This is a genomic window from Bradyrhizobium agreste (assembly GCF_016031625.1).
Taxonomy (GTDB): Bacteria; Pseudomonadota; Alphaproteobacteria; order Rhizobiales; family Xanthobacteraceae; genus Bradyrhizobium; species Bradyrhizobium agreste.
The window spans coordinates 312,700-330,519 of record NZ_JACCHP010000015.1 but is presented as its reverse complement, the minus strand read 5'-3'; the positions used below and the strand labels follow the sequence as shown (position 1 = coordinate 330,519).

Genomic DNA, 17,820 nt, shown 5'->3' with positions numbered 1-17,820 from the left:
CGCTCGCGCTGCGCGCGATCGACCCTCCCCCTCCAGCGGACCCTCCAGCGGAGGGTAAGAGCACCCTCAGGCCGGCTTCAGCGAGGCCAGCGCGTTCTCCAGCAGCGAGCGGACGCGCGCGGCATCGCCTGACTTCACCACGGCGGGGTCGCGATACAGGTCGAGGCCCCGCGCAGCGGAGAATCGGCGTGTTCAACTTGCCTGCGCCCGTCCATCGCAAGCCAGATGATGACCGCCCTGAGGAGCCCCAGCAGGCCCGGCACCGACCCACTCATTCAGGCCGGCCGGTGCGGGTCTGCCCAGCAAATAACCTTGGACCAGATCCAACCCTTGGCTCCTCAAGTAATCCAGCTGCTCCTCGGTCTCGACGCCCTCTGCGATAACTTGCACCCCGAGGCCGGCGGCCAGAGTCATGATCGAGGCCACCACGGTCCTGTTCGCCGGGTTGGTCACCAGGTCTTTGGTGAAAGATCGATCGATCTTCACCTTGTCGAAGGGAAATGAGACCACCGAACCGAGCGATGCGTATCCCACACCGAAGTCGTCCAGCGCGATGGATATCCCGATATTCTTGAGCTGGCGAAAGAGCAGGAGGTTTTCCTCCTTCTCCTGCAGCAGAATGGATTCCGTGACTTCGAACTCGAGCTGATCGGGCGACAGGCCCGTTTCCAGCAGAGTTCTCAGCACCGCGTCGAACAATTCCGGACCGCGGAACTGCGCAGGAGAAATGTTGACCGCAACCTTGATTCCCTTGGGCCACGACGCTGCGTCTGCACACGCCTGACGAAGAATCCAACGCCCCAAAGGCTCCATGAGGCCGGTCTCTTCAGCGATACCTATGAAGCGACCGGGCTGAAGCAGGCCCTCGGAGGGATGACGCCATCGCACCAAGGCCTCCATCACACGCGGCTGCAGCGTCTTCGCATCGAAGATCGGCTGATAGTGCAGTTCGAAATCGCCCCGGGCCACCGACTCGCGAAGCTCGTTGATGAGCCGGTTGCGGGATTGCGCGCTCTTGTGCATCTCTTCTTCGAAGAACCGGTATCCGTTTCGTCCCTCCGCCTTGACCCGATAGAGGGCGAGATCTGCCTTGTAGAGCAGCTCGAAAGCCGTGGAGCCGTGCAGCGGTGCGAGCGCCAATCCGATACTCACTCCGACCGACACGTCCTGGCCTGCGATCGAGAACGGCATCGCCACGATCTCGAGAAGCGTGATCGCGAGTCTTTCCGCCTGTTCGCGTCCTTCCCCAGAGCTGAACTGCACGATTGCGAACTCGTCGCCTCCCAGACGGGCGATCAGATCGCCATCGGCGGCAACCGACTCGAGGCGCCTGCTCAGCTGCTTGAGCAAGGCGTCACCGGCGGCATGCCCCAGCGTATCATTCACCCACTTGAACCCGTCGAGATCCAGCAAGTACACGATCAGCTGTCGCTCGCATGCACTAGCTTGTGCGAGCCGGCTCGATAGATCTTCGAGCAGAGCGGCTCTGTTCGACAGCCCGGTCAAGGCGTCGTGGCGAGCCGCATAATACACCAGCGCTTCGGCGTTCTTCCGAGCTGTGATGTCGACCCGGATCGCCATGTAGGCCACCGGCTTTCCCTCCGGACCGAGCTGAGGGGTAATCACCGTATCGACCCAATATAGGTTTCCGCCTTTCGCCTTGTTGCAGAGCTCTCCGCGCCAGACCCCGCCGCGGGCAAGCTGACGATACATCTGGCGGAAGAATTCACGCGAATGAACTCCGGACTTCAGGATGCGGTGGTTGTTTCCGATGAGCTCGTCCCGGTCGTAGCCGCTGATCTCGCAGAACCGGTCATTGGCATAAGTGATCGTGCCACGCACATCGGTAACTGCGACGATGACCGCCTGGTCGATGGCATATTGCTTCTCGATCAGCTCCTGCCTCGCCGCTTCGGCACGAAGCTCCGCGAGCCGCAGCTGGGTGATATCCCGATGCCTTTCGACAAAACCGCCTCCCTCCATGGGATGCATGTCGAGCTCTATGAATGTTCCGTCCTCGAGTCCGTAGCTGGTACTGAACCCTGCCGTGTGCTGAATCGCCGCCAGATACTCGGCCATTTGAGCGTTCGCTGACGTTCCGACGACGCGAGCATACCGGCTAGCCAGAAGCTCCTGCACAGGCGTCCCGGCGGCGACCTGCGCGGGCGTGAGGCCGTACATATGACGGTGCAGCTCGTTGCCGATCACCAATCGCGACCGTTCGTCGAAGACGCACAGACCATGCGAGCTGCTTTCGATCGCCGCATGGACCAGTCGTTCCCAGTCCATGGCTGGCCGGCCGTGACGGCGGATAGCAGATCGTGGCGCCGGCTCGCTCTCGGCCGCAGGCAGAACTTCGCTCATCGCAGTATGAATTGTATTGCGCGTTTTCATGATGATTGCGGCGCAGCGTCAGGCGGCTTTGATTTCGTCAAGGAATGCGTCGACCTCGGACCGAAGAGCCGATGCCTGGCCGGAAAGCGCCTCGGAGGCGCTCAGCAGCTTTCCCGCGGTCTGCCGGGTTTCAGCGGCGACTTGACTGACGCCGGTGATGTTGCTGGACACCCCATGCGTGCCCTCGGCTGCCTGCTGGACGTTGCGCGCGATCTCGGCGGTAGCCACTCCCTGCTCTTCCACCGCCGCCGCTATGACCGTCGCGATCTCGTTGACGGACCCGACGGTGCGGCCGATGTCCTGCATCGCCCCAACCGATTCTCTCGTCGCGGCCTGAATCGAGAGAATTTGCTCGCCAATCTCGCCGGTGGCCTTTGCCGTCTGCTCGGCAAGCGCCTTGACTTCGGAAGCAACGACCGCGAAGCCGCGTCCGGCTTCGCCGGCGCGCGCGGCTTCGATCGTGGCATTGAGTGCAAGCAGATTGGTTTGTCCGGCAATCGTGCTGATCAGTTCAACCACGTCGCCAATCCGCTGGGCGGCGTGCGCAAGAGTCTGGACGGTCGCACCGGATCGGGCCGACTGCTCGACCGCGATCCTGACGATTTTCGTCGATTCGGAGACCTGGCGGCCAATCTCCTGGATCGAGGAGGTCAGTTGCTCGGTCGATGTTGCAACAGCCTGCACATTCATCGACGCTTCTTCCGAAGCGGCCGCCACCGCACTGGACTGCTGGGTCGACTGCGAAGAGCTGGCGGCCAGGTCATTGGCTGCGCTCTGAAGGTTGGCGGCCGAACCACCGATCGTATCCACGACCGTCTTCATCCGGGCATCGAAGCTTCGAATTGCAGCAAGAATCTTCGCTTGACGCCTTTCCCGGTCGGCCAGCATTGCCTCCTGGTAGACGGAGATTGCGATCTCCATGTCGAGCATCACGGCACAATTCACCGCGCTCAAGACCTCGCAGAGATGTCCCGGTCTCCAGCGATAGCGCCGAACGGCAAGCGACACGAGCTGGTTCAGGACAAAGTTGTATCCACCGATGTACCAGCGCGGCTCCAGGCCGATCTTGTTGTGGACCATGCCAATGGCACGGACCCCCTTCAAATAATCCTCGTCGAACCGGCCGTTGAACAGCCGCGCCCAGTGCGTGCCCTGCGCGGCTTTCAATCTGGGAACGTCGTTTCCGATCATGGCGGCAAGCTGAGGTTCGCTCGTGACATGCCGGTAGAAGCCGTCCAGAATACGCGGCACTGCAGGCTCGGCGATCGCCCAGAACTCCCGCAGCAGTTCCCCGGTGCGGGGTGTAATTCCCATGAAGCGCAGTCGGGCCTGGCGTTGCTGATCGGAATTGGCGCATGCGGGTACGTCGGTCATCGTTATGTTCTTTCAAATCCGATTGCGCAAAAAATGAATGGGCATCCGGCACCGGAGACACGGCGCTTGCAGCGTGAGTCGATTCCGAAGCATCGAATGATTTGCATCGCCATGATCGCACGCATTGCCGGAGCTCTACGTGCAGAACAATAATGCCGACCGTGCTAACCTTCTGTTAGGCAAAATTGGTGCTTGCGAGTGAGCCGAAGCAACCAGCGGGATCGTCGATGCACAACGCCGCGGCGATCGAACGCCAGATTTGAGCGGACGCGGCGTTGCCTACCAACGATGCGACCATTCTTGCTAGGTCGGCGCGGGTGAGGAGCTAATTTAGCGCGGTCGCACGCCCGGCTTGCCTGCCTCCGGAAACATGAATTCGACACCGGCTCTCACGAGGGCTGCTTCGATCGACGGAAGCGCCGCGTCGTTGTGGGGCGGCGCACCGTCCAGCTCCTCCAGGCGGCGGATGGTCGCGCGCGAGATACCGGCAGCATGCGCCAGGTCCATCACCGACCATCGCAGCAGCCCGCGCGCGGCCCTGATTTGCGCTCCGGTGATCCGGTGAGCGCCGGGACGCGCCGAATGACGGTCGAGATCGACGCTGATCCCGAGCCATTCCTTGATATTCCCTCCATCGTCGAGCACCGGCTGTCCGGTCGACCGCTTCCATTTGAAAGTGCCGTCGGACTGGAGGAAACGGTGCACGACATCATAGCCGCGCTTCTCGCGGCTTGCGGCCGCACATACCCTGAGCGTCTTCTCCTGGTCGTCTGGATGGATGAACTGGAGCCAACCAGATTCGGACGTAATGATCTGGCCCGCTTTATCGCAATTGATGATCTCGTGGATTCGCCCATCCCACTTGGCGATCCAGACCACCGCGCCAGCGGCCTTTATCAGGGCGCGATAGCGCTCATCCGCAATCCGCAGCTGATTGAGCTGATCCTCCCGCGCCGTGATATCGGTGCAGACGCCAATGGCCTTCTCCGCGACCCCCTCCGGATCGACGAAGATGATGATCTGACAATAGATCCAGGCGATGTTGCCGCCGCGGCGAATGACGCGAAATTTTCGCCTGATGGTCGAGGCTTTCTGGATGACTCGGTCGACCTCGGCTTGCGCTCGACGATCATCCGGATGCGTCACCTGGAGGATGGCGGCAAAGGATGGTGTTACCTTTCCCGGCTCGAGGCCCAGAAGATCATAATACCCACGCGACCACTGCATTTCGCTGGTGCGCAGATTCCAGCTCCAAAGGCCGCAGCGCAACTCACGCTCGATAACCCCGAAGTTTGCTGCGGTGCCTCCCTTGAAGAGGTCAAACATTTCTTGCTCTTACTGATTTAGGTGACGCACAGTTAGCAAAGTTGGGAAGGTTGTCCAACCGTACGCCGGCCCTTGATGGCGACGGCGTCGATCGATATCCATGTGGCGGAAAACCACCGCTGGCCCACAGATCAGTGGCGATGACGAACGTGCATGTTCGGAGCATGGCCAAACGATGCGTCCCCCTCGCTTTCGGAGCCGCGAAAGCAGCTCCCGCCACGTCCAGCAATGGCCGACACGCACTGATCGATGGTCTCGAAGGTGCAACTGCGCACGCCCGAGTCATAATCCAGTCGGCAGATCGCGGATTCCTTTGCCGCGTCCTGCTCGACAGGGATCAGAATCGCGGCGGCCGCTGACACCGCGACAATAGCGGCGAAGCCGAAGATCCTTTCCATGCTCGTTCCGATCGGTGCCGAGGTCTACAGCGCCCTCAACGAGAGTGCTCCGTTATATGCAGCTCTCTCACGGGCTAATCGCAGACGAGATACCTGCGATGACGTCTATAGACGTAGTAGCAGTCGCTACTCGCGTCATAGCTGGAGCGCGCGCCGCCATAGGCGTACCCGGCATAGGCGCCGGCCGCGTATGAGGCGGCATAAGATGCCGCACGCGCGCCATGGCCATATCCGTGCACGCCGCCATAGCGATAACCGCCGGCACTGCCGATGTTGATTGCCGTCGTGCGCGCGGCGTTCACGACAGCCGGCCCTCCGCCGACACCTCGCGCTGCAAGATCGGGGCGCGGCCCAGCTGCCGGACCGGGGCCAGCGACCGGACCGGGCCGAGGGGGACCTGCGAAGGACGGCGGAGCTGCCGCAGCCATCGGAGGTGGCCCGGCCGGCGCCATCGGCGGCGGTGGCGGAAGTTGCGCGAACGCAGCCATGGGCACGAGCGCACTCGCGGCGACCGTCACCGCCAACACGAAGCTTGATGTTCTTTTCGAAAGCATTGTCGTCTCCTAGATCTGGGCCTCGAGCACAGGCTCGGGTGCGTGGTGAGTGGCGGTCTGTTCGGCCGACGCCTGCTGCGCAACAGCGTCGGGGCGGTGGGAAGGCAATGCACCGGCAGCGTCAGGATGAATCCTGAACCACGCCACATAGAGTGCCGGCAGGAACAGCAAGGTCAGCAGCGTGCCGACGATGATGCCGCCCATCATCGCGTAGGCCATCGGGCCCCAGAAGATCTCGCGCGCGATGGGAATGAGCGCGAGACTTGCGGCGGCGGCCGTCAGCAGGATCGGCCGCATGCGATGCTCCGTTGCTTCGACCACGGCGTCCCAGGCGGGCCTGCCCTCCTTCTTCAGATCCTCGATCTGCACGATCAGGATCACGGAGTTTCGCACCAGGATTCCGATCAGTGCGAGCACGCCGAGGATGGCGACGAAGCCCAATGGGGCGCCGCTCGGCAGCATGGCCATGACCACGCCGATCAGCGCGAGCGGCGCGACTGCGAACACCAGGAACAAGCGCGAGAAGCTCTGCAGCTGAAGCATCAGCACCGTAGCCATCACGAACAGCATCAGCGGCACGACTGCAACGATGGGCGCCTGGCTCTTCGCGCTCTCCTCGACGGAACCCCCGATCGTCACGGAGTAGCCGGCTGGCAGCTGCTTGGTGAATTCCGCCACTCTCGGTGCAAGCTGGTCGACGATCGTCTTCGGCTGAACGCTGCTGACGATTCCGGCCTTCAGAGTGACCGTCGGAATCCTCGCGCGCCGCCAGATCGTCGGCTGCTCGAGCTCATAGCGCAGATTGGCGACAGCCCCGAGCGGCACGGATTGGCCGCCGAGACCGGTCAATTGCAGGTCGCGCAGCGTGTCGATCGAGGCACGCTCCGCCGAGGTGGCGCGCCCCGTGACGTTGACCAGATAGATGCTGTCACGCACCTGGGTGATGGGCGAGCCCCGAAGCACGGAGTTCAGGGTGGTGGCGATGTCTTCCGAGGTCACGCCGAGCTGGCGCGCCTTGTCCTGGAGCACGTCGACCTTGACGACGCGCGCCGGCTCCATCCAGTCGAAGACCACGTTGCCGAGGTCGGGACTGCTCCGCACGATTCCCGCAAGCTTCTGCGCGAGCTCGCGGACCTCGGCGATATCCGGCCCGCTCAGACGATATTGCACAGGACGCCCGACCGGAGGCCCGACCTCGAGCAGCTTGACGTAGGTGTCGGTGCCCGGGAACGTCTTCCTCAAATAGTCCTCGAACTGCGACTTGAGCCGGTCGCGCGCGGCAATGCCGCCCTTGGTCACGATCACCTGCTGGCCGAACCAGGTGTTGGCCGTCTGCACGTCGAACGACAGCACGAAGCGCGGCGCGCCGGTTCCGACATAAGTCGACCAGTGCTCGACCGAGCCGTTGCCCTGCAATTGCTCGCGTTCGAAACGCGCCATCTGCGTGTTGGTCTCGGCGATCGAGGCGTTCTGCGGCAGATTCCAGTCGATCACGAGCTCGGCACGGTCGGAGGAGGGGAAGAACTGCTGCTGCACGAACTGCAAGCCGAACAGCGCAAGCAGGAAGGCGCCGACCGTCACCGCAATCGTGCTCCAGCGACGATGCATGCAGAACAGGAGCAGACGCCCGAACACCCGCGCCATGCGTCCTTTCTGCTCGTGATGGCCCTTCATTTTGGCCGGAAGGATCGTGACGCCGAGAAGCGGCGTGAACAACACGGCCACGATCCACGACACGATCAACGACACCGCGATCACCACGAACAGGGTGAAGGTGAACTCGCCGGCGTTGCTGCTGTTGAGCCCGATCGGGATGAAGCCCGCCACCGTGACCAGCGTTCCGGTCAGCATCGGGAACGCGGTCGACGTATAGACGTGGGTCGCCGCCTTTTCGAGGGGATCGCCAATCTCGAGCCGGGCCACCATCATCTCGACGGCGATCATGGCATCGTCGACCAGAAGACCGAGGGCGATGATCAGGGCGCCCAGCGAAATGCGCTGCAGTGAAATCCCCGAATAGGCCATCACCACGAAGGTGATCGCGAGCACGAGCGGAATCGCGATCGCCACCACGAGCCCGGCACGCAGGCCGAGGCTCAGGAAGCTGATGCCGAGCACGATGATCACGGCCTCGAACAGCGCTTCGGTGAAGCCCGAGACGGCATGCTCGACCACGACCGGCTGGTCGGCGACCAGATGCACGCCGACGCCGATCGGCAGGTCGGCGATGATCCTGGTCATCTCCCTCTGCAGCGCCTCGCCGAACTTCAGCAGATTGGCGCCCGATTTCATCCCGATCGCGAGCGCAATGGCGGGCTGACCATTGTATCTGAACAGCGTCGAAGGGGGATCGACGTAACCGCGCTTGACCGTCGCAACGTCGGTGAGCGGAAAGAACCGATCGTTGATGCGGAGATTGACGGCCTTCAGGCTCGCCTCCGAGGTGAACTGGCCGTTGACGCGGACGCTGATCTGCTCGGGACCCTCCTGGAACACGCCCGAGGGAGCCACCGCGTTCTGTCCCTGCAGCGAGCTCATGATGGCGTGCACGTCGAGGCCGAGGGCCGCGATCTTGCGCGTGGAGAATTCGAGATAGATCACCTCGTCCTGCGCCCCCAGGATGTCGACCTTGCCGACGTCGGGCACCGTCAGCACCTTGGCGCGAATATCCTCCACCTGATCGCGGAGCTGCCGCTGGCTGAGGCCGTCGCTGGTGAAGGCATAGATGTTGCCGAAGACGTCGCCGAAGCGGTCGTTGAAGCCGGGTCCGATCACGCCTTGCGGGAAATCGCCCTTGATGTCGGCGATCATGTTGCGGACGCGCACCCAGGTCGGCTTGACGTCCGCGGCCTTGGTCGAATCGCGCAAGTACACGAAGACGGTGGTCTGACCTGCGACCGTCACGCTCTTGGTATAGTCGAGCGATTCCAGCTCCTCGAGCTTCTTCTCGATGCGGTCGGTAACCTGGCGCGTCATCTCCTCGGGCGAGGCGCCCGGCCACTGCGCCTGGATCACCATGGTCTTGATGGTGAAGTCGGGATCCTCCTGCCGTCCGAGCTGGAGATAGGCAAACAGGCCGGCCGCCATGAAGGCGATCATGAAGTACCAGACGAGCGAGCGATGGCCCAGCGCCCAGTCGGAGAGGTTGAACGACTTCATTGCTCTTGATCCTGTTCGATGCGGACGGGCTGTCCCGGCTTGAGGCTGTGAATGCCGGCGGTGACGACGCGGGTGCCCGCGGCAAGCCCGCCGGTGACGCGAAGGCCTGCCGGTTCGGCGACACCCTCGATTTTCTGCAAGGAGACCGTGCTGGTGGACTGATCGACCACCCAGACGAAATCCGCGCCGTCCTTGGTGAGCACGGCCGATGCCGGCAGGCGCAGAGCGTTGCTCTGGTCGTTGCCGAGCTTTGCCGTGACGGTCGCGCCGAGACGGAAGCTCTCGGGCGGATTGTCGAGCGCGATCCGAACCCGGCGCAGGCGCGTCACCGCGTCGGCTTGCGGCGCGATCTCGCGGATCCTGCCCTCGACCTGGATGGCGGGGAGGAGCTGCAGGCCGACGGTGAACGGAAGGCCGACTTCCAGCGGGACCGGAAAATCATCCCCGATGTCGACGACTGCCTCGCGAATGTCGGGCCGGGCGACCGTCACCACTGTTTGACCTGGCGAGACCACCTGACCGACTTCCGCACCGACAGCGGTGACGACGCCGCCGAAATCGGCCTTGACCTTGGCATAGCCGAGTTGCTCGATCGCCTTGGTCAGGTTCGCCTGCTCCTGAGCGACGCTCGCTTCGGCGCCGGCGCGGGCCTGCTCGGCGTTGTCCAGCGTCTGCCTCGTGGTTGCATCGCTGGTGATCAGCGTGCGTTGCCGCTGCTCCGTGGCCTTGGCCGTCGCAAGCTGCGCCTCGGCCTTTGCCAGTTGCGCCCTGGCGGCGCGCACGGCCAGATCGAGAGCGGTCGGATCGACCGTCGCGATGATCTGTCCTTCCTGAACCATGTCGCCGACATAGACCGGACGCGAGGTCAGCCGTCCGAGCACGCGAAAGCCGAGGTTGGTCTTGTAGCGCGGCTCGACGACGCCGACCGCGACCGCGCTGTCTCCGCTGTTCGGCCTGGCCAGCATCGAGAGCACCGGACGAACCGGCTCCGGCGCGCTGGTCTCCTGCTGGCAGCCGGATAGCAGCAACGCTGCTGCGAGTGCTCCGGCGATCATCATGTTTTCCTGCTTCATGACCCGCCTCTCACTTCAGTGACGGACTGGCCCAAACTCAGCAGCTTGCCCCCCTCGATCACGACGCGCTCGCCGGGCTCGAGCCCTGCCTTGATCAGCACCTGTCCGGCCTCGTATGTGCCGACCGTGACCGGCTTCAGCGCTGCCGTCTGCGTTTTCGGATCGACGGTCCAGACCGCAGGCTTCCTGCCCGCAGCCATCAATGCGCTCCAGGGCAAAGCGATCTCGTTCTGAGGCTTCGCCATAACCGTTCCGACCACGGCGCTGCCCAGCGTCATCGCCGCGGGTGGATTGTCGATCGACACCTTGACGCGGATCGTGGAGCTCTTTGCGTCGATCGCTGGTGAAATTTCCCTCACCTCGCCCGTCGCCGTCGCGCTTGGATCGGACACCAGCGCCAGCATCACGCGGCGGCTGTCGGTCTGGCCAAGGAAGACGGATTCGTAGACCTCGAAGACGGCATCCCGCGCCCCGTCCTGCGCGATCGAGAACACCGGTTGGGCGGCCGGCACGATTTGGCCGACCTCGAGATTGCGCGCGGTCACGACGCCGTCGGCTTCCGCGCGCAGGACGGTATAGCCGAGCGCATCGCGCGCGGTGCCAAGCTGCGCCTTGGCCGCTTCCAGCAGGCCCTCGGCGGTCCGCAGGCCTTCCTGCGCCTGATCGTAGACGCTGCGCGTCGTGAAGCCGCTTGCGATCAGCGCCTTCTGCCGCTCGAACGTGGCCTTTGCGACGCGCAGCTGAGCTTCGGCAGAAGCCAAGGCCGCGGTCGCAGCATCGACATCGGCCTGTTGCTCGGCCGGATCGAGCCGGGCCAGGATATCCCCTTTGCTGACGTGAGCGCCGACGTCCGCGGCTCGTGCAATCACACGTCCGCTGACGCGGAAGGAGAGATCGGCGCGGTAGCGCGCCTGAACCTCTCCAGTCAGCGTGATGGCAGCTTGCCGGTCTCGCGGCTGCACGATCGCGGTGCGGACGAGCGCGGCTCTTGTCGCCGCCGGCGGCTGATGGTCGTCGCAGCCGCTCAATGCAAGGCCGACGAGCGCGGCCAGGGCGCCAAGGAGTTTCGCGCCTGGCGTTGGGATGGCGCGGATCGGATTGGAGAATTGGCTCGTCATAGCGACACCGTGCGGTGGGAAGTTGACAACAGCCCGCCGAGCGGATCGGCGGATTGGCGGAGAACGACCGCTGCGTCCTCCTGCTGCCGTGGAGGTCTTGCGACGGGATCCGTTTCGACCTTGTGGCCTGGCTGAACGCGCGCCGTGTTCACGGCGGGCCCTTCGTTTTTCGCATCCGTGGCTCTGGTGCGGCGCGGCGCTTTCATCTGCCGTGCCGCAATGGTCCAGTTTGCGCCGCGCTCGCGTTCGGTCAGCGGGAAGGAGAGGACGATCGAGGTGAATTCGGCACCGAAGCCCTGCTCGATCCGTCCGCCGAGAGCCCTCGCAAGATCCTTTGGCACGCGCAGCTCGCGATCGGAGACCTCCCGCGCGGGACGCGTGCCGTTGTCCAGAATCACGCAGTTCACGAGCGCGCCATGGCGCGTCAGCTTGATCTTGATCTGCCCGGCCCTCGCATCGAAACAGGCGTGCCGCGTCGCGTGCATCACGAGCTCGTGGACGATCAGCCCCAAATGCCAGCAGCGCTCCGGCAAAAGCGCCAGGGACTGGGTCGCGAACGCCAGGTGGATGTTCATCCGGTCCAGGACGGCACGACGCATGCCGCAGCCCAGCTTGCGGATGTAGGTCGCAGCATGGATCAACGTGTCGCCCGCCGGCATCGCCAGGGAACGATGCACGTCGGCATGGCCGTGCAGCAGCTCGACGACGTCGACGAGCGCGCGCTTGGCCTCGGCCCCTTCGACGCGGATCGCGGCGGCGGAGACCAGGTCGATCGCGAAAGCGATCCCGCTAGTGACCCTGTGATGCAGCTCGCGCAGCAGCACGCCTTCCGGCAAGCCTGGCGGGTTTGGGTTCAGAACAGTCACGGCATTCTCCTCAATTCGGGGCGGTCGAGGCCGAACGCGTCACCCTTTGCGGCCTCGACCGCCGGGCACTTGCGGGGGCAAACGGCGGCGCATAAATGAACTAAACCGTATATTTTCTTTTTCTTGCCTTTCTTCGCGCGCCATGTCAAGCGGGAAGCAGACGCGCACAGACTCGTGATTGGGAGTTCCTGAAATGAAGAAGACGAAGCGAGGCAGACCGCCCAAGGACCTTGCCGGCGATGCGCAGGCACGCATTCTCGATGCAGCCCAGCAGCTGTTTCTGGAGAAGGGATTCCGCAGCGCGAGCATCGACGACATTTCCGAGCTCGCTCCCGCCAGCAAACCGACGATCTACGCCCACTTCCCCGGCAAGGAGGCATTGTTCGCGGCGGTGGTGGCCCGCACCATCGACAGCCTGACGGATTTCGACGGCTTCGTGCCGGAAGGGCGCAGCATCGAGGACAAGCTGATGAGCCTCGGGACCGCGATCGTGGAAAGGGTCCTGGAGGAATCGCTCGGGATGGTGCGCGCCACGATCGCCGAATCGCAGCGGTTTCCGGAGCTGAGCCGCAATGTTCACGAAGCTGCCCGCGACCGGTCGCTGGCCGCAGTGTCCCAGCTCCTGGACGACGCCACACAGAAGCTCGCTCGCACTCCGAGAGGCCCGTTCAGCGCCAAGCGGAGCCGCGCCACCGCGCAAATCTTTCTCGATCTCATTCTGCTGCCGATGCTGTTTCGCTCGCTGGTCGGCGAGACTTCGAAGGACCTGGAGAAGGAACTTCCCGGCTTCGTGCGCGAACGCGTCAGCTTCTTCCTGGCGGCCTGCGAGACGGATTGGTGACCACTCGCGTTGCGCGCGGCCTTTCGGCACGCTTGGCGGAGGCGGGCGCTGCTAAGGCTGGCCGCAGGGCAGAGCTCTCGAATGCGATAGCCCTGCCCCGCGCGACAACGATGGCGCATGCTGCAGAGCGCCCGTACAAAATCTGAACATCTCCTCGAAGCTCGGCCGAAGCGTCGCAACGGGCGGCCGCGACGGGTTGAGATGAATGTCCATGGCTTCCAGCAGGCAGCAGGTCAGCGCCATGGGGCTGCCGGTCCGCACCTCACCACTTGCCTGCCCAGCGCCGATAATGGACCGGACCAGGTCTCGGATCCTGTCGTCATAGGCGAGGACGACGGGCCAACCCTCGACGACGGCCACGGCGACGAGATCCTGCAGTCTGCGTTGTCTTGCCGAGAGATCTGCATTGCGCTCGGCGATCACCTGCAAGATCGCGGCGAGCCGCCCCAGCACGGGAGCGTCGCTGCGCGCCGCCTCGGCTGCCGCGCCGGCTGTCCCGTTCAGCACTTCGCCGACCACGGCGTCCTTGATCGCCAGCTTGGAGGGGAAGAAGCGATAGACGTTGGCCGGCGACATCGACAAGCGTCCGGCAATGTCGGCCACCGTTGCCTTGTCGTGACCGATCTCGCGGCAAAGATCGGTCGCGGCCCGCACGATTCTGCGGCGGGTGTCGGCGCTGCCCGTCCGCCGGTCGATTGGCTCGCGCATGATTCTGCTTACGGCGCCGGAAGGTTCAAGAGCTCACACCGGCAGGCTTCGCCGAATTCCCGCAAGGGATCCATCTCCTCGATGAAATCCGGCAGGTCGACGAAGGTCCGGTTCGGAGAGAGATACGTCTCGATGATCAGGCGGCCGGTCCGCTCGGCCGCATGAACGACGTCATCGCTCGACAAGATCCGCATGCGGCCGACGAGCGTGTAGAGGCCGACGAGTTGCGGAATTTCGGCCCTGTCGCTGACGAGCGCGTCGGCATAGAGCCGAGAGGCCTCCTCGATGAAGCTGCGGTACAATCGCTCGCGCTTCGAGAACGAGCGGGCATGATGACGTTCGCGAAGCCGCCGGCGTCGGCTGAACCATCCGCTCACGATGGTCGAAACCGCGCCGAATGCAGAGCCGCCGAAGGCAGCCAGGGCGGGTATGTACACCGTGCTCATGAGATCGCTCCTGTGTCTGTCGTCGGGCAGATGCAATTTTGGACTGAGGCGTGTCACATCGGCCGCGACATCGCTGCTTATCTGCCCTTGGCCGATCCCGATGTTGCATGGTCGAACACCGCCCTGCACGCTTCGCTCAATTCCGATTTCCTGTGCCGAAGACAGGCTTCGACTCCCGACGGATCGGGAATGTAGGCACTGCACAGGCGAAAGGCGTCCGGCGTGCAGGCGGCTCTCTGCTCCGCCGTGCCCTGATTTTCCTGAGCAGTTGCTGCTGCGCTGCCAAGCGCGACCAGCACCGTCACAAACAACAGCTGCGTCAATCTCATCATCTCGGATCCTTTCTGTGCGCGAGGCTTCTGGTTGGCCGCGGCGGAGCCTCGCCGCCTCCGTCGTGCACACGCGCTTGTGAGGCCATCGTCTTGACTCCGTCGGCGCGCAGCGTTTATATGAACTATACGGTTTATTTTATTAAGGAGACCGAGAATGTCAACCCTCCTGTTCGCCGTGTGGCGCGAAAACCCGCTGGCGGGGCTCGCCGTCGCCTCGCTGAACGTACTCGTCGCCGTCGGCCTCATAGGCTTGAGCCTGCTGCTCGGCATCACGATCGCGATGATCGCCTCGGCCCATGCGCTCGCCGCGCGCCAAACCAACGATGTTCGGCTCCAAGGAATGACGATGCCATGACCACCGCTTTGCCAATCGCCCGCGACCGCATCATCTGCCGGGTCAACGTTCGGGTCGCGCCGGTCGAATGCGCCTTCGGCATCATCCAGTCCGAGCTCGCGCGGAGCGGCGTCGCTGTTGGTGACGCCGGCCGCCTTGCAGGTGCGGCATGAAACAGCATCGGCCTGCAGACATGCTGAACTTCGTTGAAGTCTTTGACGTGATGGAAGTGGATCCGGCTACCGGAGAAACCGTGTGGACCGGCGTCACCGGAACGCGCACGGCGCTCCAGCGCGACGGATTTGCGATCAACCCGAAGGCCGCAGCCTATTGCCCGATCGAATGGCTCGACGACCGCGGTTATCTCGACTCCGAGCTTGCGCGCCAGCATCCACGCCCCTGGAGCATCTGATCATGAGACGGACCGATTTCGTTTTCGGGAGCTGCATGCCGTGAGTCGATCCGCCATGCTCCGATACGTCCGACCAAGCGACACGGCGCGTCCCTTGCGCGGATATTTTCTCGGCGTTGGCGGCGCCTTGGTCTTCCTGCTGTTCGCGGCAAACTGGATGCTGCCGGCACAGCTGCCGACGCCTTTGGCCGCTCCGGATACGTTGCGGCCTTCGATCCGCATCCTTTCCGACATCAAGGCACCGGAGCGCGTCGTGATGGACACCAATGCGCCTTTACCCCTGCCCGGCGACCAGGAGATCATCGCGGCCGGCCTCGGGCCAAATCGCCTTGATGCGCCTGAGAAGGCACAAAGCGAGGGCTCGCCCCCTTCGGACAGCAAAGCCGCCGATACGTTCGATGGGCCGCTGACACCCACAATTCGCGACAGCCTTGCGCAATCCATCCCCGCCCCAACATCGGCAGCTCGCGCAGTGAAGTCGCAGGCAAGCCAGAGGTCCGCACATGTGCGCAGTGGAATGCGGCGACGGTTCGCGCGACGCTCGCCCCCACGTGACACCCCGAAGTCTTGCAAGGCTGCAAACGGCAACCTTTGCGGCGAAGCTCTCGCGCTGAACCGCCTTTGGTAAGGCAATCGACCCGCCCAACTGAGATCTATCCGATGTCGAAGAAGCATTTGCTTGCCCTCTTGATGTGGTCCGCCACGCTCACCGCCACCGATGCCTCCGCGGACGTCCAAAACTCCGCGGATGCGAATGGTCGAAGCGTAACCGCACAAAGCGAAACCGAGGAAGCGGCGATCCGCCGCGTGCTCTCGGTGTTCCGCACCACCCAGGTCCCGCTCAGCCGGGTGATGACGATCGCGGAGCAGCTGCATCAGGGATCGAAGACCGCCGACATCAGCTTCGAGCTGGCCGTCCCGCCCGTCTACCGCGTCCGCACCGTCAGAAACGGACATGTGTGGGAGAATGCCATCGACGCGAATACCGGAAGCATCACGGGCAAGGAGGTGGCGTCTTCCTTGAAGGAGCTCGATCGGGACGACCTTGCCAACATCATCGCCCTGAAATGGATCAGGCGTGAATTGTCGGATGCCGTGCAGGTCGCCGAGAAGGCGGCGGCTGGCAGCGCGCTGGCCGGCGGACTGATGCGACAGGACGGCAGGCTCAGCTTCGTGGTCGTCGTCGCCGCGGGCGACCACCTGAAGGAAGTGATGCTCGAGCCCCCCAAGCTCGGGAAGCAGGTCTCCAGCCACCGTTAATGCGAGCATTCCCAGGCAACAAAGAGCCCATCGATGAACTTTCAACCTCGGCCACAGCTTTCATTCTCACAACGGCAACTGCCGTTCGATTGCATCGCTCTGCTGTTGCAGGGCGGCGGAGCGCTCGGCGCCTATCAGGCGGGCGTCTATGAGGCGCTGGCTGAAGCCAGCATTTATCCCGACTGGGTGGCCGGTATTTCCATCGGCGCCATCAATGCCGCCATCATTGCCGGCAACCCGCCGGAGAGCCGGGTCGATCGCCTGCGCGAGTTCTGGACCCAGGTCACCTCGACGGCGCCGTGGGACTGGTCCGGAAATCCCTTCCTTCCTTGGACCGCGGGCGACAACACGCGCAACCTGATCAACCAGATGAGCGCCGGCCTGGCAGCCACGTGCGGTGCAACCGGCTTCTTCTCCGCCCGTCCCGTCCTGCCCTGGCTGCAATCCAACGGAACCAGCGATGCGACCAGCATTTATGACACGCGCGCGCTCAAGGCCACGCTGGAGCGCCTGGTCGATTTCGATCGTCTCGATGCCGGACTGACGCGCTTCAGCGCCGGGGCGGTCAACGTCCGGACGGGGAATTTCGTCTATTTCGACAACACGACCCACAGGATCCGGCCAGAGCACATCATGGCGAGCGGCGCATTGCCGCCTGGTTTTCCGGCCGTGGAAATCGAGGGCGAGCACTACTGGGACGGCGGTCTCGTCTCCAACACGCCGCTGCAATGGGTGATCGAATCGGACGCCCCGCAAGACATCCTCGCGTTCCAGGTCGACCTCTGGAGCGCGCGCGGCCAACTTCCCCGCAACATGGCGGAAGTCGTGACGCGGCACAAGGAAATCCAGTATTCCAGCCGTACTCGCGCCAGCACCGACCAGTTCAAGCGGGTGCAGCGCCTGCGCCGCGCGCTCACGGATCTGCTTGGCCGGCTACCCGACGATCTCAGTGAGCATGACTCCGTGAAGCTGCTCAGCACGGCGGTGTCCCGAAACGTCTACAACATCGTCCATCTGATCTATCGCGCGCGCAATCACGAAGGTCACTGCAAGGACTACGAGTTCTCGCGACTCTCCATGCAGGAGCATTGGCGCGCCGGCTACCATGACGCGGTGCGCAGCCTGCGCCATCCCGAGGTGCTCGCCCGGCCTTCGAGCCCCGACGGCGTCTTCACGTTCGACCTCGAACATGACGGCCGCGAATAGACCTCGACAACAATTCAGG

At 63.7% G+C, this 17,820-nt stretch carries 19 protein-coding genes; 7 read left to right on the top strand and 12 right to left on the bottom strand.

Annotated features, from left to right (window positions below):
- Positions 1-192: 192 nt before the first annotated feature.
- From HZZ13_RS23200 to HZZ13_RS23160, 9 genes are all read right to left on the bottom strand, one after another.
- Positions 193-2,394 (bottom strand): putative bifunctional diguanylate cyclase/phosphodiesterase, encoded by a 2,202-nt coding sequence (locus tag HZZ13_RS23200; RefSeq protein WP_197961837.1) that lies wholly within the window; start codon positions 2,392-2,394, stop codon positions 193-195.
- A gap of 18 nt (positions 2,395-2,412) precedes the next feature.
- Positions 2,413-3,768 (bottom strand): globin-coupled sensor protein, encoded by a 1,356-nt coding sequence (locus HZZ13_RS23195; protein ID WP_197961836.1) that lies wholly within the window; start codon positions 3,766-3,768, stop codon positions 2,413-2,415.
- A gap of 330 nt (positions 3,769-4,098) precedes the next feature.
- Positions 4,099-5,094: a PAS domain-containing protein gene (locus HZZ13_RS23190; RefSeq protein ID WP_197961835.1), complete on the bottom strand. Its 996-nt coding sequence runs from the start codon at positions 5,092-5,094 to the stop codon at positions 4,099-4,101.
- A gap of 131 nt (positions 5,095-5,225) precedes the next feature.
- Positions 5,226-5,492, bottom strand: a complete 267-nt coding sequence (locus HZZ13_RS23185; RefSeq protein WP_197961834.1) for a hypothetical protein — start codon at positions 5,490-5,492, stop codon at positions 5,226-5,228.
- A gap of 74 nt (positions 5,493-5,566) precedes the next feature.
- Complete coding sequence (locus HZZ13_RS23180) at positions 5,567-6,046, bottom strand: hypothetical protein (protein WP_197961833.1); 480 nt, start codon at positions 6,044-6,046, stop codon at positions 5,567-5,569.
- A gap of 9 nt (positions 6,047-6,055) precedes the next feature.
- On the bottom strand, positions 6,056-9,205 hold the full coding sequence (locus HZZ13_RS23175; RefSeq protein WP_197961832.1) for an efflux RND transporter permease subunit: 3,150 nt from the start codon (positions 9,203-9,205) through the stop codon (positions 6,056-6,058).
- On the bottom strand, positions 9,202-10,278 hold the full coding sequence (locus tag HZZ13_RS23170; protein ID WP_197961831.1) for an efflux RND transporter periplasmic adaptor subunit: 1,077 nt from the start codon (positions 10,276-10,278) through the stop codon (positions 9,202-9,204). Before HZZ13_RS23170 ends, HZZ13_RS23175 begins: the two co-directional genes overlap by 4 nt.
- On the bottom strand, positions 10,275-11,396 hold the full coding sequence (locus tag HZZ13_RS23165) for an efflux RND transporter periplasmic adaptor subunit (RefSeq protein ID WP_197961830.1): 1,122 nt from the start codon (positions 11,394-11,396) through the stop codon (positions 10,275-10,277). The genes HZZ13_RS23170 and HZZ13_RS23165 overlap by 4 nt, the downstream gene beginning before the upstream one ends.
- Positions 11,393-12,220, bottom strand: coding sequence for a sensor histidine kinase family protein (locus tag HZZ13_RS23160; RefSeq protein WP_311972746.1), 828 nt, complete (start codon positions 12,218-12,220; stop codon positions 11,393-11,395). The genes HZZ13_RS23165 and HZZ13_RS23160 overlap by 4 nt, the downstream gene beginning before the upstream one ends.
- A gap of 235 nt (positions 12,221-12,455) precedes the next feature.
- Here HZZ13_RS23160 and HZZ13_RS23155 point away from each other — a divergent pair, with 235 nt between their 5' ends.
- Positions 12,456-13,103 carry a TetR/AcrR family transcriptional regulator gene (locus HZZ13_RS23155; protein ID WP_197961829.1) on the top strand — a complete coding sequence of 216 codons (648 nt, stop codon included), beginning with the start codon at positions 12,456-12,458 and terminating at the stop codon, positions 13,101-13,103.
- A gap of 51 nt (positions 13,104-13,154) precedes the next feature.
- On the opposite strand, the gene HZZ13_RS23150 is transcribed toward HZZ13_RS23155, so the two are convergent.
- The 3 genes from HZZ13_RS23150 to HZZ13_RS23140 form a co-directional block, all read right to left on the bottom strand.
- Positions 13,155-13,811: a TetR/AcrR family transcriptional regulator gene (locus tag HZZ13_RS23150; protein WP_197961828.1), complete on the bottom strand. Its 657-nt coding sequence runs from the start codon at positions 13,809-13,811 to the stop codon at positions 13,155-13,157.
- Positions 13,812-13,819: 8 nt separating this feature from the next.
- Positions 13,820-14,257 (bottom strand): hypothetical protein, encoded by a 438-nt coding sequence (locus tag HZZ13_RS23145; protein WP_197961827.1) that lies wholly within the window; start codon positions 14,255-14,257, stop codon positions 13,820-13,822.
- Positions 14,258-14,334: 77 nt separating this feature from the next.
- Positions 14,335-14,589 carry a hypothetical protein gene (locus HZZ13_RS23140; protein WP_197961826.1) on the bottom strand — a complete coding sequence of 85 codons (255 nt, stop codon included), beginning with the start codon at positions 14,587-14,589 and terminating at the stop codon, positions 14,335-14,337.
- Between the two features lie 154 nt (positions 14,590-14,743).
- On the opposite strand from HZZ13_RS23140, the gene HZZ13_RS23135 reads away from it, so the two are divergent.
- The 6 genes from HZZ13_RS23135 (at position 14,744) to HZZ13_RS23110 (ending at position 17,801) form a co-directional block, all read left to right on the top strand.
- Positions 14,744-14,944 carry a hypothetical protein gene (locus HZZ13_RS23135; protein WP_197961825.1) on the top strand — a complete coding sequence of 67 codons (201 nt, stop codon included), beginning with the start codon at positions 14,744-14,746 and terminating at the stop codon, positions 14,942-14,944.
- The gene (locus HZZ13_RS23130) at positions 14,941-15,096 is read left to right on the top strand and encodes a hypothetical protein (RefSeq protein ID WP_197961824.1); all 156 of its coding nucleotides are present in this window, start codon (positions 14,941-14,943) and stop codon (positions 15,094-15,096) included. Before HZZ13_RS23135 ends, HZZ13_RS23130 begins: the two co-directional genes overlap by 4 nt.
- On the top strand, positions 15,093-15,335 hold the full coding sequence (locus tag HZZ13_RS23125; protein ID WP_246504523.1) for a hypothetical protein: 243 nt from the start codon (positions 15,093-15,095) through the stop codon (positions 15,333-15,335). The genes HZZ13_RS23130 and HZZ13_RS23125 overlap by 4 nt, the downstream gene beginning before the upstream one ends.
- A 127-nt stretch (positions 15,336-15,462) precedes the next feature.
- Complete coding sequence (locus HZZ13_RS23120) at positions 15,463-15,963, top strand: hypothetical protein (RefSeq protein ID WP_197961823.1); 501 nt, start codon at positions 15,463-15,465, stop codon at positions 15,961-15,963.
- Between the two features lie 32 nt (positions 15,964-15,995).
- Entirely contained in the window at positions 15,996-16,595 is a 600-nt protein-coding gene (locus HZZ13_RS23115) for a PepSY domain-containing protein (protein ID WP_197961822.1), read from the top strand.
- Between the two features lie 33 nt (positions 16,596-16,628).
- A complete protein-coding gene (locus HZZ13_RS23110) occupies positions 16,629-17,801 on the top strand; it encodes a DUF3734 domain-containing protein (protein WP_197961821.1) in 1,173 nt (390 codons plus the stop codon).
- The last annotated feature ends 19 nt before the right edge of the window (positions 17,802-17,820 follow it).

Coding starts and splice junctions, on each gene's coding strand:
- HZZ13_RS23115 (WP_197961822.1), top strand. CDS start 15,996: ATGTCGAAGAAGCATTTGCTTGCCCTCTTGATGTGGTCCGCCACGCTC.
- HZZ13_RS23195 (WP_197961836.1), bottom strand. CDS start 3,768: ATGACCGACGTACCCGCATGCGCCAATTCCGATCAGCAACGCCAGGCC.
- HZZ13_RS23185 (WP_197961834.1), bottom strand. CDS start 5,492: ATGGAAAGGATCTTCGGCTTCGCCGCTATTGTCGCGGTGTCAGCGGCC.
- HZZ13_RS23150 (WP_197961828.1), bottom strand. CDS start 13,811: ATGCGCGAGCCAATCGACCGGCGGACGGGCAGCGCCGACACCCGCCGC.
- HZZ13_RS23155 (WP_197961829.1), top strand. CDS start 12,456: ATGAAGAAGACGAAGCGAGGCAGACCGCCCAAGGACCTTGCCGGCGAT.
- HZZ13_RS23130 (WP_197961824.1), top strand. CDS start 14,941: ATGACCACCGCTTTGCCAATCGCCCGCGACCGCATCATCTGCCGGGTC.
- HZZ13_RS23165 (WP_197961830.1), bottom strand. CDS start 11,396: ATGACGAGCCAATTCTCCAATCCGATCCGCGCCATCCCAACGCCAGGC.
- HZZ13_RS23110 (WP_197961821.1), top strand. CDS start 16,629: ATGAACTTTCAACCTCGGCCACAGCTTTCATTCTCACAACGGCAACTG.
- HZZ13_RS23140 (WP_197961826.1), bottom strand. CDS start 14,589: ATGATGAGATTGACGCAGCTGTTGTTTGTGACGGTGCTGGTCGCGCTT.
- HZZ13_RS23170 (WP_197961831.1), bottom strand. CDS start 10,278: ATGAAGCAGGAAAACATGATGATCGCCGGAGCACTCGCAGCAGCGTTG.
- HZZ13_RS23145 (WP_197961827.1), bottom strand. CDS start 14,257: ATGAGCACGGTGTACATACCCGCCCTGGCTGCCTTCGGCGGCTCTGCA.
- HZZ13_RS23125 (WP_246504523.1), top strand. CDS start 15,093: ATGAAACAGCATCGGCCTGCAGACATGCTGAACTTCGTTGAAGTCTTT.
- HZZ13_RS23135 (WP_197961825.1), top strand. CDS start 14,744: ATGTCAACCCTCCTGTTCGCCGTGTGGCGCGAAAACCCGCTGGCGGGG.
- HZZ13_RS23200 (WP_197961837.1), bottom strand. CDS start 2,394: ATGAAAACGCGCAATACAATTCATACTGCGATGAGCGAAGTTCTGCCT.
- HZZ13_RS23180 (WP_197961833.1), bottom strand. CDS start 6,046: ATGCTTTCGAAAAGAACATCAAGCTTCGTGTTGGCGGTGACGGTCGCC.
- HZZ13_RS23190 (WP_197961835.1), bottom strand. CDS start 5,094: ATGTTTGACCTCTTCAAGGGAGGCACCGCAGCAAACTTCGGGGTTATC.
- HZZ13_RS23175 (WP_197961832.1), bottom strand. CDS start 9,205: ATGAAGTCGTTCAACCTCTCCGACTGGGCGCTGGGCCATCGCTCGCTC.